Here is a 15,932-nt window from a genome sequence, read left to right on the forward strand (position 1 = left end):
CCGGTTGGATGGTTGAACAGCAACTCCTCCATCCAGCTACAGCTTATCGTCAAAATAGTCAGTGATTTTCTGGTAGAGATGGACGCGGTCTTTGCCGCCCACGTTGTGGGGGTGGCCGGGGTAGACGAAGTAGTCGAGCTGGATGCCTTTATCGACGGCGGTTTTGAGGTAGTTGAGGCTGTGCTGCCACACTACTACGTCATCAATGGTGCCGTGGATGAGCAGGAGCTTGCCCCGAAGCTGGTCGACGTAGTTGAGCAGGTTGGCCATTTTATAGCCCTCGGGGTTTTCCTGGGGCGAGTCCATGTAGCGCTCCGTGTACATGATTTCATACATCCGCCAGTCGATAACCGGGCCGCCGCCCACGCCCACCTTGAACGTGCCGGGGCTGCGGGTCATGAGCGTGGTCGTCAGGAAGCCGCCGAAGCTCCAGCCGTGCACGCCCAGGCGGTTCTGATCTACGTAGGGCAGGCTTTTGAGGTAGTCCACGCCCTTCAGCTGGTCCTGCATTTCCACCGTGCCGAGCTGGCGGAACGTGGCCCGCTCGAACGCCGAACCCCGGTTGCCCGACCCTCGCGAATCGATGGTGAACAGCACGTAGCCTTTCTGGGCCATGAGCTGCATCCAGAGGTTGGAGCCGCTCAGCCAGGAATCCGTGACGAGCTGCACGTGGGGGCCGCCGTAGAGGTAGACCACCGTGGGGTATTTCTTGCTGGGGTCGAAGCCCGGCGGGGTGATGAGGCGGCCGTAGAGGTCGGTGGTGCCGTCGGCGGCCTTAATGGTCACCAGTTTGGTGTCGCCGAGCGGGTAGCCGGCCAGCGGGTTGGGGGCCGTGAGCAGTGTTTGGCGTACCGCGCTTTTGACCACGTCCGTCACCTGAATCAGGCGGGGCGTGGTGGCGTTGCTGAACACGTCGAGCAGCTGGCGGCCCGAGGGGCTGAGCGTGGCCGTGTGGGTGCCAGCCGTGGGCGTGAGGTCGCGCACGTTACCGCCGTTGAGCTTCACGGCGTAGATGCGCCGCTGCAAGGGGCTGGCCGCCGTGCTCTGGAAAACCACTTCCCGGTCGTTGTTGGCAAAGCCCAGCACGTCGGTTACCTGCCAGGCGCCTTTCGTGAGCTGGCGCAGCAGCCGGCCGCTGGTGTTGTAGAGGTAGATATGCTCGTACCCGTCGCGCTGACTGCGCCAGAGGAACTGGTCGGGGTGGCCGGGTACGAACCGGGCCGCGTGCAAGGGCTCCACAAAATCCGTGGACGACTTCTCCTCGAACAGCGTCTTAATGAAGGCGCCGCTCACGGCGTCGTACTCGTTGAAGCGCAGGTGGTTCTGGCCCCGGTTGAGCACGGCCAGGTAGATGCGCTTTTCGTCGGGGCTCCAGCTCAGGTTGGTCAGGTACTGCTCCCGGGGCTCGCCAGTTTGCAGAAACACAGTTTTGCGGCTGTTCAGGTCGTACACGCCCACCGTTACCTGGTGGCTGGTGTCGCCGGCCATCGGGTACTTGAAGGTTTTCTCCCGGGCCGGCGTTTCGGTCAGGTCCACCAGCGGGTAGTCGGTTACCATCGTCTGGTCCATGCGGTAGAAGGCCAGCCGGTTGCCCGTGGGGCTCCAGAACGTGCCCTTCGTGATGCCGAACTCCGAGCGGTGGGCCGCCTGCCCGTTCACAATGCCTGGGTTGGTTTCGGTGGTCACGGCCTCATTCTCGCGCCCCGCCAGGGAAACATACAGGTTCTGGGCTTTGGTGTAGGCCACGCGGGTATGCGTCGGGTCCATTTCCACGTTCTCGGCGGCCGGGTCGTAGCTAAACGCTACGCTGGCCTGCCTGGTGGCGGTGTTCACGCGGTACACCTTGCTCAGGCGCGTCACCAGTGCCGTCTGCACATCGGCCCAGGTGAGGGTGGGAAAGCCGGTGGCTTTCACGGTGGGCGAGCCGGCGGCCTGCAAGGCCTGGTTTAGCTCGCCGAGGGTGAATACGGCCGCAAGCGGGCCGCCCGTGGTGCCGCGCACCACTTCGTCCTGGCCGCCGGTAGTGCGCAGGTAGCTGTATTCGTCTTTGGAGCCCGGAATCCAGGTGAGCTGGCGCAGGTTTTCGGGCTGGAGGCTGCGGTTGAGGAAGGCGTCGGCCATTGTGAGCTGCCGGGGCTGCTGGGCCAGGGCAGGCCGGGAAGCCAGCAGCAGGAGCAGGGCCAGCCAGGGCAGGCGGCAGCGGTGCGTAAGGTGGGGCATATGGTAAGAAGAAACAGGAAAGTCGAAAGGCGGAAATTACGGCGGATTTCGACAACAAACCCGGCTCGCACTGGTCCTGAGAGCCCGTAGCGCATTCTTTTCGGGAGCCGGAAACGATTCAGGGGAAGTGGCTGTTATCCTGTGCTGCTTAGGCGCTGCAAATCCGCTTTCTGCCCGTTTTTTCGTAATTTTGCCCCCATGAACAGCAACCCGCAAATCGACTACGACGAGGACGTTCTGCTCCTGGAGGAAACCACGGACCTGCGCGACTTAATCGTGTACAACGACGACCACAATACGTTCGACCACGTCATCAAAACCCTGGTTGACGTATGCGGCCACCAGCCCGAGCAGGCCGAGCAGTGCACCCTCCTGATTCACTACAAAGGCCAGTGCACCGTTAAGCACGGCAGTTACGACGAGCTAGCCGGCATGTGCACTGCCATCCACGACCGCGGCATCTCGGCCGACGTTTTATAATCTAAGCTGTTAGCTGACAGCCGTTAGCTGATAGCTTTTCCGGTGTGAAAGGTCAAGCTAACAGCTGGCAGCTCTCAGCTAATAGCTAACGAAATGGAATTTCCTTCCAAGTTGATTGAAAACGCCGTTGGCGAATTGTCGAAGCTGCCGGGGGTAGGCAAGAAGACCGCGCTGCGGCTGGCGCTGCACCTGCTCAAGGCTGAAACCGATACCACCGCCTCGCTGGCGGAGGCGCTGGCCAAGATGCGCTTCGAAATCCGCTACTGCGACACCTGCCACAATATTTCCGATACGCCGGAGTGCGCCATCTGTGCCAACCACCTGCGCGACCAGAGCACGGTCTGCGTCGTGTCGGATATCCGCGACGTAATTGCCATCGAGAATACGGCCCAGTACCAGGGCATGTACCATGTGCTGGGGGGCGTGATTTCGCCCATCGAGGGCATCGGTCCCAGTGACCTGACCATTGACTCGCTGGTGGAGCGCGTAACGCGGGAGTCGTCCGAAATCCGGGAAGTCATCCTCGCCATCAGTCCCACGATGGAGGGTGACACCACTGCTTTCTACCTCTCGCGCAAGCTCCGCGACCTGCCCGAGCTGCATGTGAGCACCATTGCCCGGGGCATCCCGATGGGTGGCGAGCTGGAATATGCCGACGAAATTACCCTGGGCCGCAGCATCGTAGACCGTTTGCGCCAGGCGCGGTAAGACACCTTACCCCCGGCTCTTCCCCTCCGGGAGAGGGGTGCCAGACGCGGGAACAGTTAGAACTCACCTCTCTCCCGGAGGGGAGGGGGGTGGGGTAGCGGGAAAACTGACGAAGCTCCGTAACTTTCGCGGCCTTACCTGCTCCGCCTCGTGCCGCCCGAAGTCGTCCTCTCCGTCGTTATCGTCAATTACAACGTCTGCTACTTTTTGGAGCAGGCGCTGCTGTCGGTGCGGCGGGCAGTGGAGAAGATGGGCCGGCCGGTGGAGGTGTTCGTGGTCGATAACAACTCCGTGGACGGCTCGGTGGCGATGGTGCGGGCGCGGTTTCCGGAGGTGCTGCTCATTGCCAACGAGGACAACCCCGGCTTCTCGAAGGCTAACAACCAGGCTTTGCGCGTGGCCCGGGGCCGGTACGTGCTGCTGCTCAACCCCGATACGGTGGTGGAGGAAGACACCTTCCGGCTCTGCTGCGAGTTTATGGACGAGCACCCTCGCGGCGGCGGCCTGGGCGTGAAAATGCTCGACGGTCAGGGCCGGTTCCTGCCCGAAAGCAAGCGCGGGTTGCCCACGCCCTGGGTGGCCTTCTACAAGATATTCGGGCTGGCCCGGCTGTTTCCGAAGTCGCGCCGGTTCGGACGCTACCACCTGGGCTTCCTCAGCCCCGACGAAACCCACGAAATTGAGGTGCTCAGCGGGGCTTTCATGCTCATGCGCCAGGCCGCGCTGGCCGAAGTGGGCCTGCTTGATGAGGACTACTTCATGTACGGCGAGGACATCGACCTCTCGTACCGGCTCACCCAGGGCGGCTGGCAGAACTACTATTTCCCCGGCACCCGCATCATTCATTACAAGGGCGAAAGCACCAAGCGCACGAGCGTGAACTACGTGTTCGTGTTCTACCGGGCCATGGTGATTTTCGCCCGCAAGCACTTCGCCCCGGAGCGGGCGGGCATGTTCTCGTTGCTGATTAACGGGGCCATCTGGCTGCGGGCGGGGGCGGCGGTGGCCCAGCGGGTGCTGGTGCGGGCGGCTCCGGTGCTGCTCGACGCCGGCCTGATGTACGCCGGCCTGTACTTCCTCAAAAACTACTGGGAGCTCAACCACAAGTATGTGCCCACGGCCTACCCGCCCCAGTTTATGCTGGTGGCCGTGCCCGTCTACATTGTCGTGTGGCTGACTGCGGCCTTCTTCAGCGGGGCCTACGATGCGCCGGTGCGCGCCGGCCGCATCGTGCGCGGCATCTTTTTCGGCACCCTGCTGATTTCGGCCTTCAGCAATTTCCTTGATGCCTGGCGCTTCTCCAAGGCCCTCATTGTACTGGGTGGAGTGTGGGCCGTGGCGGCGCTGGTACTGCGCCGGGTGGCGGGCAATTTCCTGCGCCACCGCCGTTTCAGCCTCGCCGACCGCCCCCAGAAGAACGTGGGCATTGTGGGTTCCTGGGAGGAAAGCCGCCGGGTGCGTCACCTGCTGGAGCAGGCCGCCGTGCCGGCCCGCGTCATCGGCTACGTGGCCCCCGGCCCGGCACTAGCCGGGGCCACCGACGACCTGCTGGGCGAAGTGCGCCAGCTCGACGATATTATCCGCATCTATGGCCTGAGTGAGCTGGTGTTCTGCGGCCGCGACCTGCCCGCCAGCCAGATCATCGGCCTCATGGTGGGGCTACCCCAGCACCCGCCGGTGGCTTTCAAAATTCTGCCCCAGGACAGCGAGTACATCATCGGCAGTTCCGGCAAAGATGAGCCCGGCGACTACTATGCCCTCGACATTACGCTCAACCTGTTCCGGCCCGCCCAGGTGCGCAATAAGCGCCTGCTCGATATACTCACCAGCAGTCTGCTGCTGCTGCTGGCCCCCGTGCTGGTGTGGGCGCAGCGCTACAAACTGGGCTACCTGCGCAACTGCCTGCGGGTATTGAGCGGTTCCCGCACCTGGGTAGGTCTGCGCTACGCCACCGCCCCGAGCCGGGCGGCTCAGGCCGTGCTCTCGCCCACCGATGCCGTGCGGGCCGCCGCGCCGCTGGCCGAGGCCACCCGCCGCCGCCTGGAGCTGCTCTACGCCAAAGACTACGAACCCGCCACCGACTTGCGCGTGCTGGGGCAGTGCTTCCGGCGCCTGGGCCGCGAAGACTAGGGCCGGGGGGCTGTCTGTCGTCGGCGTTCTTGCAAAAGCTGATCTTGCAAAAGAAAATGTAAGAACACCAGCGGTTGGGGAGCGAAGACGCCCGACCAGGTGCGGGATAAGCCGTCGTAAAACCTGGCGTTATGGGTATGGCTATACGGAGTACGCTCCGTACATTCCGCGTACTTTTGGACCCCATCTTCCCCTCAACCATTTTGCCTTATGTCCACTGCTGAAGCTACTACCCGCGTGCCCCTGATATTATCTGACCGCATCAACGCCATGCAGGAGTCGCAGACCATTGCCATGGCCAAAAAGGCCCGGGCAATGGCTGCCGAAGGAGTGGATGTAATTAGCCTGAGCTTCGGGGAGCCCGATTTCCAGACGCCCCAGTACATCAAGGACGCCGCCAAGCAGGCCCTGGACGAGGGCTACACTTTCTACACGCCCGTGCCCGGCTACCTGGAGCTGCGCCAGGCCATCTGCGACAAATTTCGCCGCGACAACCAGCTCGACTACCAGCCCGCCAACATCGTGGTGAGCACCGGGGCCAAGCAGGCGCTTGCCAACGTGGTGCTGAGTTTGGTGAACCCCGGCGACGAAGTGGTGGTATTTTCGCCCTACTGGGTGAGCTACGAGGAGATGGTGCGCCTGGCTGAGGGCGTAGCCGTGCCGCTGGTGGGCACGCTGGAAAACGAGTTTAAGGTGACGGCCGCGCAGCTGGAGGCGGCCATTACGCCCCGCACCCGGCTCATCATGTACTCCTCGCCCTGCAACCCCACCGGGGCCGTGTTCAGCCGCCAGGAGCTGGCCGCCATTGCCGAGGTGGTAGGCCGCCACCCCCATGTGCACGTACTGGCCGACGAGATTTACGAGTACATCAACTTCGTGGGCGAGCACGTGAGCCTGGCCCAGTTTGAGGAGGTGAAGGAGCGCGTGATTACCGTGAACGGCTTCTCGAAGGGCTATGCCATGACGGGCTGGCGGGTGGGCTACCTGGCCGCCCGCCCCGAAATTGCGGCCGCCTGCGAGAAAATCCAGAGCCAGATTACGTCCGGCACCTGCTCCATTGCCCAGCGCGCTGCCCTGGCCGCCTTGCAGGGCGGGCGCGGCTCGGCCGACGAAATGGTGGCCGCCTACCGCCGTCGCCGTGATATGGTGCTGGACCTGGTGCAGGACATTCCCGGTTTCCGTACCAACGTGCCCAGCGGGGCTTTCTACATCTTCCCCGACGTGAGCGGCTACTTCGGCCGCGCCACGCCCGCCGGCCCCGTCATCCAAACCGCCGCCGACCTGGCCCTGTACCTGCTCCACGACGCCCACGTGGCCGCCGTGGACGGCTCCGCCTTCGGGGCGCCCAACTGCATCCGCTTCAGCACCGCCGCCGCCGATGAGAAGCTGCGCGAGGCGTTTATCCGGATTAAGGATTCCTTAGCGAAGCTAGGGTAGGAGTGATGGGTAAACGGTAAAAAACGAGAAGTGAAGAAAGGAACGTCATTTTTCATCTGGCGTCCGCGAAGGCGCAGCCGAAGAATGACGTTCTCACTCTTTATGCTGCCTGCTTCTCACTTCTCAATCCTAAACTACCTTTGCGGCTTCGTACCTGAAACCGTTGCAATGCCCGCTACCGTCCCGCCCGCCACGCTGCCCGAACTTTTTGCCGCTTTCAATGGCCTCACTGTGCTCATTGTGGGCGACGTGATGCTGGACGCTTACGTGTGGGGCAAAGCGGCCCGCCTCTCGCCCGAGGCCCCCGTGCCGGTCGTGAACGTGAGCCGCACCGAGCAGCGCCTGGGTGGGGCCGCCAACGTGGCCCTCAACGTGCAGGCCCTGGGCGCCACCCCGCTGCTGTGCGCCGTAATCGGCCAGGATCAGGGCGGCGACCAACTGCTGGGGCTACTTGAAACCAGCGGCCTTTCCGCCGACGGCATTGTACGCTCCGGGGCCCGACCCACCACCGTGAAGCAGCGCGTGCTGGCCCACGGCCAGCAGTTGCTGCGCATCGACTCGGAGATAGAAACCGACCTCAACGACGAGGAAAGCACCGGCCTCACCGCCCGCTTCAACCAACTGCTGGACCGCGCCGATGTGGTCATCTTTGAGGACTACGACAAGGGCGTGCTCACCGAAACCAACATCCGCCACTTCATCGACCTGGCCCGGGAGCGAGGGGTGCCCACGGTAGTAGACCCCAAGAAAAAGAACTTTCTGGCCTACCGCCACTGCACCCTGTTCAAACCCAACCTCAAGGAGCTGCGGGAAGGCCTCAAGCTGGAATTCGGGGACCCGACCACCGACCGGGCCGGGTTCGAGGCGGCCGTGACCCGGTTGCGGGAGGTGCTGCGGCCGGAAGTGGTACTGGTGACCTTGTCCGAACACGGGGTATTTGCCCAGCAGGAAACCGCCAAAACCTACCTGCCGGCCCACCTGCGCACCATCTCCGACGTATCGGGGGCCGGCGATACGGTGATTAGCATTGCCGCGCTGTGCGTGGCGCTGGCCCTGCCGGTGCCCGCCACGGCGGCCCTGGCCAACCTGGGCGGCGGCCTGGTATGCGAGCAGGTGGGCGTGGTGCCCATCGAGAAAACGCTGCTGCTGCTGGAAGCCGAGCGGGTGGGCCTGAACCTGACTGTGGGTTGAGGCTAAGGCATAATCAGTTTGGGCGCGGCGGCCAATAACGCCTGAGTGTTGGCCGATAACATAAAACAGACTGTGATAAAGGCCCCGTACGTGAGCCCGATGGTAAGGCGGCGGCCGGCCAGGTAGCGCCACGTCCAGTTGGTGGGCCAGCCGAAGCAGGCCCCGGCCAGCAGCATCAGGTGCAGCGGCAGCATGTAGCGGCACTCCATCGGGAGCGGAATGGCCGTCAGGGCCGGGATGAGTAGCGGCAGGATGGTGAGCAGCATCAGGCGCGTGAGGCGTTGGCCGCGCAGCAGCAGCACGGTGCCGGCCACGAACAACAGCGTGTAGTTGACCCAGGCCAGCGCGGCGGTAGAAGTGTATACCCGGTACAGGTAGGGCGTGGGGTAAAGCACATCCAGCCCGTTGAATAAGTGACGGCCGTTCAGGGCCACCATATCGGCCGGGTGCTGGGCCACCACTTGCAGGTACTCACCGTAGGAATCAATTCGCTGGTTGAAGTTCTGCTGGAGCAACTGGGTGCCGGCCGGGTCCTGGTACCGGACCTGGGGAATGGGGTAATCGACGGCAATGCCGGTTTCATACTTCTGCATCGAAAAGCCGGCATTTATCTGCTGGAGGTACAAGTCCCCGACTTCCACCATGTTCGGGTCCTGGAAGTCGATGCCGATAACCAGCGGGCGGTTCACCCCGAAATTCTGGTAGTTGATAACCCACTGCGGCACGCAGGTCAGCAGAAAGCCCGCCGTAAAAATCAGCAGAAACCGCCCCGTCGCTCCGTACCACGGCCCGGCGGTTGCCCGGCTGGCCGCTACGCTGCCCAGCAATGCCAGAAAGGGGAGGGCCACCAGGTAAATGGGGCGAATATTGACCACGAAAGCCGCCAGCATCCCCACCAAAAACAGCCGGACCAGCGTCGGTCGGCCATGCAGCAGATACAGCGCCCCACCCAGTCCGGCCAGGGCCGGAAAGTCGGTGAGGGTGTAGTTGAAGTAGTCCCGCCACAGCAGGAACACCACGCCGATAAACAAGGCCCGGCGGCCAGTTCCTACCAGTTGGCCGGTTACCCGCTGCCACAGGGCCGGAACCAGGCGGGCCGTCAGACCGGCCGCCAGTAGCGCGCCCAGCAACTTAATCAGCGTTTCTTCCGAGAAGATGCCGGTCTGGCCAAGGGCCACCACGGGCACGTAAAGCAGCGGAAACAGACAGCCGCGCAGACCACTGTCGAAATTCAACAGGGAGAAATTGCCGTTTTGATAAAGTTTTTGGGCCAGCTCCCAGTAGCCGTTGGCATCGTAGACCTGGGCGTGAAAGCGGGAGGTAAATACGTGGACTCCAAACAACAGAAACGCAACACCGAACCAGAACCAGGAACGGGCAGTGAGGCGGGTGAGCAGGGCAGGCATAGCAAACGGGTAAGCCACAAAGAACACGATAAAACGGAAACGGCCCGCCAGTTTCGTAGTGGAGCACCTGAAACTGGCGGGCCGTTGCAGCCGATGGAAACAGCGTTACCCGCGCAATTTCGGGCTGTACTCCTTCACCGTTTCGATGAACACCTTCACGTTGTCGGGGTTGGTGTCGGGGTAAACGCCGTGGCCCAGGTTGGCAATGTGGCGGTGGGGGCCGAACTGGTCGAGCATGGCGATGGTGGCGGCCCGTACCTGGGCCGGCGAGCCGTAGAGGGCGCAGGGGTCGAGGTTGCCTTGCAACGTTTTGTCGCCTACCAGCGGGCGCACGGTGCGCGGGTCCTGGTTCCAGTCGAGGCCGATGGTGCGGCAGGGCAGGGCGGCGAAGTCTTCGATGGCCCAAAAAGCTCCTTTGGCGAACACCGTTACGGGCACCTCGGGAATGGCGGCGCAGATTTCAGCAATGTAACGCTGGCTGAACTCGCGGTAGTGGGCGGGGGGCAGAATGCCGGCCCAGGAGTCGAACACCTGAATCAGGTTGGCGCCGGCTGTTACCTGGGCCTTGAGGTAGGCAATGGTGGTGGCCGTGATTTTGCGCAGCAGCTCGTGGGCCAGCGCCGGCTCCTGGTACAGCATCCGGCGGGCCTTGCTGAAGGTTTTCGAGCCGTGGCCTTCCACCATGTAGGCCAGAATCGTCCAGGGCGCGCCGGCGAAACCAATAAGCGGCACCCGGCCGTTGAGGGCGCGCTTGGTTACGCGCAGGGCCTCCAGCACGTAGCCCAGGTGCTCCTCGGGGTCGGCAACGCGCATGCGGGCCACGTCGGCGGCCGACTGGATGGTTTCGGGAAACAGCGGGCCTTTGGCTTCCACCATCTCGTAGGTCAGGCCCATGGCCTCGGGCACCACCAGAATGTCGGAGAAGATGATGGCCGCGTCTACGTCCAGGGCATCCACGGGCTGAATAGTAACTTCGGCGGCCAGCTCGGGCGTTTCCACCAGCTCCTTGAAACCGCTCAGGCGGCCCCGCAGGGCGCGGTATTCGGGCAGGATGCGGCCCGCCTGGCGCATGAGCCACACGGGGGTACGTTCGGTTTCTTCGCCGCGGGCGGCACGCAGAAGCAGGTCGTTTTTGAGCACGGATTTTTGGAGCTGTTAGCTGACAGCTATTAGCTGTTAGCTTTCTGTTGAAAGAAGCTTCTATAAGTCTGAATGAACGGAAGCTAACAGCTAACAGCTGTCAGCTAACAGCTCAACTGACAAACAAGGCCTTGATGGCCGTCATGATGAAGTTTACGCCGATGGCCAGCGTGATGAAGCCCATGATGCGGGCCAGGGCGGCCATACCGGGGCGGCCCAGAAAGCGCGTGAGCCGCAACGACGACATGAGGATGATGTAGGCAGCCAGCGCCACGAGCACGAAGCCCAGGAAAATCAGGCCCATGTCGAAGTAAGTGAGCTTCTTGGTAAACAGGCTGATGCACACGGCCATGGAACCCGGCCCCGAGAGCATGGGCATGGCCAGCGGCGTGAAGCTGATGTCGTCCTTGGTGCGGCTGGCCTCAATAGTTTCTTCTGACACCTTCGCCCGGTTGCCGCCCGGCGTGAGCAGATCGAAGGCCGAGCGCATAAGCAGAATGCCGCCCGCAATGCGCAGGTGGTGAATGTTGATGCCAAAGAAGTTGAGCACGTACTGGCCCGCGAAAAACGACACCGACAGCACGCCCAGCATGTACAGGCAGGCTTTGAGGCCGATGTTGGCCCGCTCGGCGGGGGTGTCGTCCTCGGTCAGCGTCAGAAAAACCGGCATGGCCCCGAACGGGTTCACAACGGAGAGCAGCGTGGTAAACGTGGCGAGCAGAATATTCATAGGCAGCAGCGAAGTGCGCAAAGGTACGAGCCTTTGAGCATCAGCAAACAGGAAAAAAGCTAAGTTTGGCGTAACAACTCCACCGGAAGGGGGTGCGTACACCGTGCGCCGGCGGCCGGCATTGCCCGATGCGCCAGCCGGTACCGATTTCCGTTCCTCCTCCCTCAAGCCCGCTCGCCTAGTGCCCGACCTCGACGCCCCCCTCTGGCTTTTATTTGCCCACGGCCTCACGCTGCTGCTCGCCCTGGCGGCGTTGGTGGCTACCCTGCTGCCGCTGCTGCGCCAAACGGCGTGGTGGATCCGGGTATTTGATTTCCCCCGCCTCCAGATTGTCGGGGTGCTGGTGCTGGTGCTCGTGGCGGGCGTTCTGTTGAGCTGGCACCACCCGGCCGACGACACGTACTGGGCCCCGGCGCTGCTGGGCCTGCTCACGCTGGCCGCCGCCTACCAGGTGTACCGCATCATGCCCTACACGCCCCTGGCCAACAAGCAAGTGCTCGATAGTTCCCTGCCCGACGGCGACCGGCACCTGAGCCTGGTAATGATGAACGTGCTTCAGTACAACAAACAGGGCAAGAAAGCCCTGGAGGTATTGCGCCAGGCTGATTCCGACATCATCATGGCAGTGGAAACCGATGAGTGGTGGTACCAGCAGCTCAAGCCCCTCGAAGAAACCCACCCCTACGTCTGCCACGAACCCCTTGATAACACCTACGGCCTGCTGTTCTTCTCGCGGCTGCCGCTGGAGGGCAGTGAAATCAAGTACCTCATCGACGACGATGTGCCCAGCCTGCACACCCGCCTGCAACTGCCCGATGGTCAGACCTGGATCCGCATCTACGGGTTGCACCCCAAGCCGCCGGCCCCGGCCGAATCGGAAACCAGTACCCGCCGCGACGCCGAACTGCTGCTGGTGGGCAAGGAAATCGAGAACCTGGACGAACCCACCATCGTGTTCGGCGACATGAACGACGTGGCCTGGTCGCACACCTCCGAGCTGTTTCGCCGCATCAGTGGGCTCATGGATCCGCGCGTGGGCCGGGGCCTGCTGCCTACTTTTCACGCCGACCACATTCTGCTGCGCTGGCCTCTCGATCACGTCTTCGTATCGCCCCACTTCAAGGTCGATGACATGGAGCGCCTGCCTTACGTGGGCTCCGATCATTTTCCTATTTACCTCAAGCTCAGCTACGAACCCCACGACAAGGAAAAGCAGGAGGAAAATTGCGAGGAGGCCGATGTGGAAGACGAGCAGGAGGCCACCGAGAAAATCCAGGAAGGCTTCGCAGAAGAGGTTGAGGAAGAAGCCGAAGAAGCAGCAGCCAGTGCCGGTCATCAGTAAGTTTGCCTGCGCCCCATAGCTTCCAGGGCCAATTCCTCCACCACTCATTGCCTGGCACCCATTACGTTACCAATGCTTTCAGGACCCAATATCCGGCTCTACTTCGAAAATCCGGCGGGCCGGGTTGCGGAACACGCCAACGGCTTTGCCATCGTTCATTACAGTAGCGAGCCGCGCGACTTCACTGATTTTCAGGCCTTCATGACCCACGTGCGCCACCTGCTGGTCCAGCGCGCCTGGTATCGGGTCGTGAGCGATCAACGCCTTATGGTGCCCTTCACCGATGAGGAGCGCACCTGGATTCGCGGCAATTTTCTGGTGCGCGTCCGCCCCGACGGGCAGCCCCTGCACGTGGCCGTGTTACTGGCTCACAATGTATTTGCCCGGTTGGCTACCAATTTGGTGGTCAGTGAGGCCCGTGAGGCGCAGTTGGTCTACCGCATGTTCGAGCAGGAGTCTTCCGCGCTGATCTGGCTGGCTGAGTTGAGCCATCCGGTAAAATCGCAGCCATAACTGCTTGTCCTCACCCAAAACTTTTTCAACTTCACAGCAGTAGCATGAGGGCTGCTGCCTAGTGAGTTGGGACTGCTCACTGGGCAGCGGACAATTTGAAGAAATAACCCCACAAAAAAGCCCTTTCGGCCACACGGTCGAAAGGGCTTTTGAAGTGTTAGCAAGGCCCGGAACAAGCTGCTCCGGGCCTTGCTGCTTGTGAAAATCAGCGCCGAGCCAAGGGTTACTTGCCTTCTACTTCTTCGTAGTCCACGTCGGTTACGTTGTCGGCGTTGGCACCGGCCTGGCCATTGCCGTTGGGCTGACCGTCGCCGCCGAAGGGGTTACCCCCATCGGCACCCGGCTGGCCACCTTCGGGGCCGCCCTGGGCGTACATTTCCTGCGAAGCCGCCTGCCAGGCCGTGTTGATGGCCGCCATGGCGGTATCAATGGCCCCAAGGTCCTTGCTCTCGTGGGCTTTCTTGAGGTCGGCGAGGGCGTCTTCAACGGCGGTTTTGTTGCCAGCGCTCAGCTTATCGCCGTACTCGGTCATCTGCTTCTCCGTCTGGAAAATCATGGAGTCGGCCTGGTTGACCTTCTCGATTTTCTCACGCTCAGCTTTGTCCGATTCGGCGTTCGACTGGGCTTCCTGACGCATCCGCTCGATGTCGGCGTCGGAGAGGCCCGACGAGGCTTCGATGCGGATTTTCTGCTCCTTACCGGTGCCTTTGTCCTTGGCCGTTACGTGCAGAATGCCATTGGCATCGATGTCGAAGATAACTTCAACCTGCGGTACGCCGCGGGGTGCGGGCGGGATGGAGTCAAGGTGGAACTTGCCAATGGTGCGGTTCTGCGAAGCCAATGGCCGCTCGCCCTGCAACACATGGATTTCTACGCTCGGCTGGTTATCCGAAGCCGTGGAGAAGGTTTCCGATTTCTTGGTCGGGATGGTGGTGTTGCTCTCGATGAGCTTGGTCATCACGCCGCCCATCGTTTCGATGCCGAGGCTGAGCGGGGTCACGTCGAGCAGGAGCACGTCCTTCACCTCGCCGGTGAGTACGCCACCCTGGATAGCAGCGCCAATGGCCACCACTTCGTCGGGGTTCACGCCCTTGCTCGGCTTCTTACCGAAGAACTTCTCCACCTCTTCCTGAATGCGCGGAATACGGGTCGAGCCACCTACCAGAATCACGTCGTCGATGTCCGAAGTGCTCAGGCCAGCGTCTTGCAGCGCCTTTTTCACGGGCTCCATGGAACGCTTGAACAGTGTGTCGGCCAGCTGCTCGAACTTGGCGCGGCTCAGCTTGACCACCAGGTGCTTCGGGCCTGAGGCCGTGGCGGTGATGTAGGGCAGGTTGATTTCGGTTTCCGATGACGACGACAGCTCCACTTTAGCTTTCTCGGCAGCTTCCTTGAGGCGCTGGAGGGCCATAGCATCCTTGCGCAGGTCCATGCCTTCGTTCTCCGAGGCAAACTGGTCGGCCAGGAAGTTGATGATGACCTGGTCGAAGTCGTCACCCCCGAGGTGGGTGTCGCCGTTGGTGCTCAGCACCTCGAATACACCGTTGTCGAGTTCGAGCACCGAGATATCGAATGTACCACCGCCGAGGTCATACACGGCCACTTTGTGGTTCGAATGGTCCTTATCGAGGCCGTAAGCCAAGGCGGCGGCGGTAGGCTCGTTGATGATGCGCTTTACATCGAGGCCGGCAATGGCACCGGCTTCCTTGGTGGCCTGGCGCTGGGCGTCGTTGAAGTAGGCCGGAACCGTAATAACGGCTTCGGTTACCGTGGTGCCGAGGTATTCTTCGGCGGTCTGCTTCATCTTCTGAAGCACCATAGCCGAAATTTCCTGGGGCGTGTAGTTCCGGTCGCCGATTTTCACGGTGGCCGTGTTGTTGGTGCCGCTGGTTACTTCGTAAGGCACGTTCTTCGACTCCTCCGAAACCTCCGAGAAGTTACGGCCCATGAAGCGCTTGATGCTCTGGATGGTGTTGGTGGGGTTGGTAATGGCCTGGCGCTTGGCGGGGTCACCCACCTTACGCTCGCCTTTACCATTGTCGAGGAACGCGACAATCGAGGGAGTCGTGCGGCGGCCTTCGCTGTTTGGAATTACCACCGGCTCGTTGCCTTCCATCACGGCCACGCAGGAGTTGGTGGTGCCGAGGTCAATACCGATTATTTTGCCCATTGTGTTGGTTGTATTATTAGGAAGTTAGATTGTCAGCTGGAGAAGGGTTGAAACCCTCACGCCACCCTATTTACAAGAGGCGTACCAGCCCCCGAAATGCTCGTTTCTTGTGACAGATTGTCATTTTTGGGGGCCGGGTAGTGGCTTTTCGCGACGGTCTGACTTTCTACGGAATTAAGCGGGGCTAAACTTCTGCCAGCCGGACAGCGTGGTGGCGTGCTACATGTCTCCCGCTTTTCATGCTGCTCCTTTTGAAACTAGTCAACGGATAGGGCCACCAGGAAACTTCGTAATTCATCTCCATCTCCTTCAAAGAACAGGTTAAACGCATCTAATTTGGGGCTATTTTGGTGAGTACCGCCTTTAAATAGTCGTCATCCCAGCCCGCTATTTTTCGTCGGTTCTTCCTACTTTGCTTGTCGTCCATTCGCCCCAGCGCCTGCAAGGCCATCTTGCGGGCCGTGG

Annotated in this window: 12 protein-coding genes; 7 read left to right on the forward strand and 5 right to left on the reverse strand. The window is 61.7% G+C overall.

All coding sequences use genetic code 11. The features are described 5' to 3' along the window. Window positions 1-36: 36 nt before the first annotated feature. Window positions 37-2,220 (reverse strand): S9 family peptidase, encoded by a 2,184-nt coding sequence (locus D0T11_RS15040; RefSeq protein WP_119656625.1) that lies wholly within the window; start codon window positions 2,218-2,220, stop codon window positions 37-39. Window positions 2,221-2,418: 198 nt separating this feature from the next. Between D0T11_RS15040 and D0T11_RS15045 the strand changes: the two genes are divergently transcribed. The 5 genes from D0T11_RS15045 (at window position 2,419) to D0T11_RS15065 (ending at window position 8,166) form a co-directional block, all read left to right on the forward strand. After that, window positions 2,419-2,700: an ATP-dependent Clp protease adaptor ClpS gene (locus D0T11_RS15045; RefSeq protein ID WP_119656626.1), complete on the forward strand. Its 282-nt coding sequence runs from the start codon at window positions 2,419-2,421 to the stop codon at window positions 2,698-2,700. A gap of 93 nt (window positions 2,701-2,793) precedes the next feature. After that, window positions 2,794-3,408: a recombination mediator RecR gene (recR, locus tag D0T11_RS15050; protein ID WP_119656627.1), complete on the forward strand. Its 615-nt coding sequence runs from the start codon at window positions 2,794-2,796 to the stop codon at window positions 3,406-3,408. Between the two features lie 150 nt (window positions 3,409-3,558). After that, a complete protein-coding gene (locus D0T11_RS15055; protein ID WP_119656628.1) occupies window positions 3,559-5,538 on the forward strand; it encodes a glycosyltransferase family 2 protein in 1,980 nt (659 codons plus the stop codon). 210 nt (window positions 5,539-5,748) lie between these two features. Then, window positions 5,749-6,975 carry a pyridoxal phosphate-dependent aminotransferase gene (locus D0T11_RS15060; protein ID WP_119656629.1) on the forward strand — a complete coding sequence of 409 codons (1,227 nt, stop codon included), beginning with the start codon at window positions 5,749-5,751 and terminating at the stop codon, window positions 6,973-6,975. Between the two features lie 168 nt (window positions 6,976-7,143). After that, the gene (locus D0T11_RS15065) at window positions 7,144-8,166 is read left to right on the forward strand and encodes a bifunctional heptose 7-phosphate kinase/heptose 1-phosphate adenyltransferase (protein WP_119656630.1); all 1,023 of its coding nucleotides are present in this window, start codon (window positions 7,144-7,146) and stop codon (window positions 8,164-8,166) included. A 2-nt stretch (window positions 8,167-8,168) separates the two neighbouring features. Here D0T11_RS15065 and D0T11_RS15070 read toward each other — a convergent pair whose 3' ends face one another. The 3 genes from D0T11_RS15070 to D0T11_RS15080 form a co-directional block, all read right to left on the reverse strand. Further along, entirely contained in the window at window positions 8,169-9,572 is a 1,404-nt protein-coding gene (locus tag D0T11_RS15070) for a hypothetical protein (RefSeq protein WP_147374677.1), read from the reverse strand. Window positions 9,573-9,677: 105 nt separating this feature from the next. Continuing rightward, on the reverse strand, window positions 9,678-10,712 hold the full coding sequence (gene hemE, locus D0T11_RS15075) for a uroporphyrinogen decarboxylase (protein ID WP_119656632.1): 1,035 nt from the start codon (window positions 10,710-10,712) through the stop codon (window positions 9,678-9,680). Between the two features lie 112 nt (window positions 10,713-10,824). Then, window positions 10,825-11,442 (reverse strand): MarC family protein, encoded by a 618-nt coding sequence (locus D0T11_RS15080; protein WP_119656636.1) that lies wholly within the window; start codon window positions 11,440-11,442, stop codon window positions 10,825-10,827. Between the two features lie 181 nt (window positions 11,443-11,623). Here D0T11_RS15080 and D0T11_RS15085 point away from each other — a divergent pair, with 181 nt between their 5' ends. Together D0T11_RS15085 and D0T11_RS15090 are read left to right on the forward strand one after the other, a co-directional pair. Further along, window positions 11,624-12,784 carry an endonuclease/exonuclease/phosphatase family protein gene (locus D0T11_RS15085; RefSeq protein WP_119656633.1) on the forward strand — a complete coding sequence of 387 codons (1,161 nt, stop codon included), beginning with the start codon at window positions 11,624-11,626 and terminating at the stop codon, window positions 12,782-12,784. Window positions 12,785-12,856: 72 nt separating this feature from the next. Continuing rightward, window positions 12,857-13,297 carry a hypothetical protein gene (locus tag D0T11_RS15090; protein WP_119656634.1) on the forward strand — a complete coding sequence of 147 codons (441 nt, stop codon included), beginning with the start codon at window positions 12,857-12,859 and terminating at the stop codon, window positions 13,295-13,297. Between the two features lie 223 nt (window positions 13,298-13,520). Here the strand turns inward: D0T11_RS15090 and dnaK are convergent, their stop codons facing one another. Then, entirely contained in the window at window positions 13,521-15,467 is a 1,947-nt protein-coding gene (dnaK, locus tag D0T11_RS15095; protein WP_119656635.1) for a molecular chaperone DnaK, read from the reverse strand. Window positions 15,468-15,932: the final 465 nt, after the last annotated feature.

Source organism: Hymenobacter rubripertinctus (genome assembly GCF_003583925.1).
GTDB lineage: Bacteria > Bacteroidota > Bacteroidia > Cytophagales > Hymenobacteraceae > Hymenobacter > Hymenobacter rubripertinctus.

What these genes read in the sequence shown, in the direction of transcription:
- D0T11_RS15040 (WP_119656625.1), bottom strand. Translation starts at nt 2,220, where the DNA reads ATGCCCCACCTTACGCACCGCTGCCGCCTGCCCTGGCTGGCCCTGCTC.
- D0T11_RS15045 (WP_119656626.1), top strand. Translation starts at nt 2,419, where the DNA reads ATGAACAGCAACCCGCAAATCGACTACGACGAGGACGTTCTGCTCCTG.
- recR (WP_119656627.1), top strand. Translation starts at nt 2,794, where the DNA reads ATGGAATTTCCTTCCAAGTTGATTGAAAACGCCGTTGGCGAATTGTCG.
- D0T11_RS15060 (WP_119656629.1), top strand. Translation starts at nt 5,749, where the DNA reads ATGTCCACTGCTGAAGCTACTACCCGCGTGCCCCTGATATTATCTGAC.
- D0T11_RS15065 (WP_119656630.1), top strand. Translation starts at nt 7,144, where the DNA reads ATGCCCGCTACCGTCCCGCCCGCCACGCTGCCCGAACTTTTTGCCGCT.
- D0T11_RS15070 (WP_147374677.1), bottom strand. Translation starts at nt 9,572, where the DNA reads ATGCCTGCCCTGCTCACCCGCCTCACTGCCCGTTCCTGGTTCTGGTTC.
- D0T11_RS15080 (WP_119656636.1), bottom strand. Translation starts at nt 11,442, where the DNA reads ATGAATATTCTGCTCGCCACGTTTACCACGCTGCTCTCCGTTGTGAAC.
- D0T11_RS15090 (WP_119656634.1), top strand. Translation starts at nt 12,857, where the DNA reads ATGCTTTCAGGACCCAATATCCGGCTCTACTTCGAAAATCCGGCGGGC.
- dnaK (WP_119656635.1), bottom strand. Translation starts at nt 15,467, where the DNA reads ATGGGCAAAATAATCGGTATTGACCTCGGCACCACCAACTCCTGCGTG.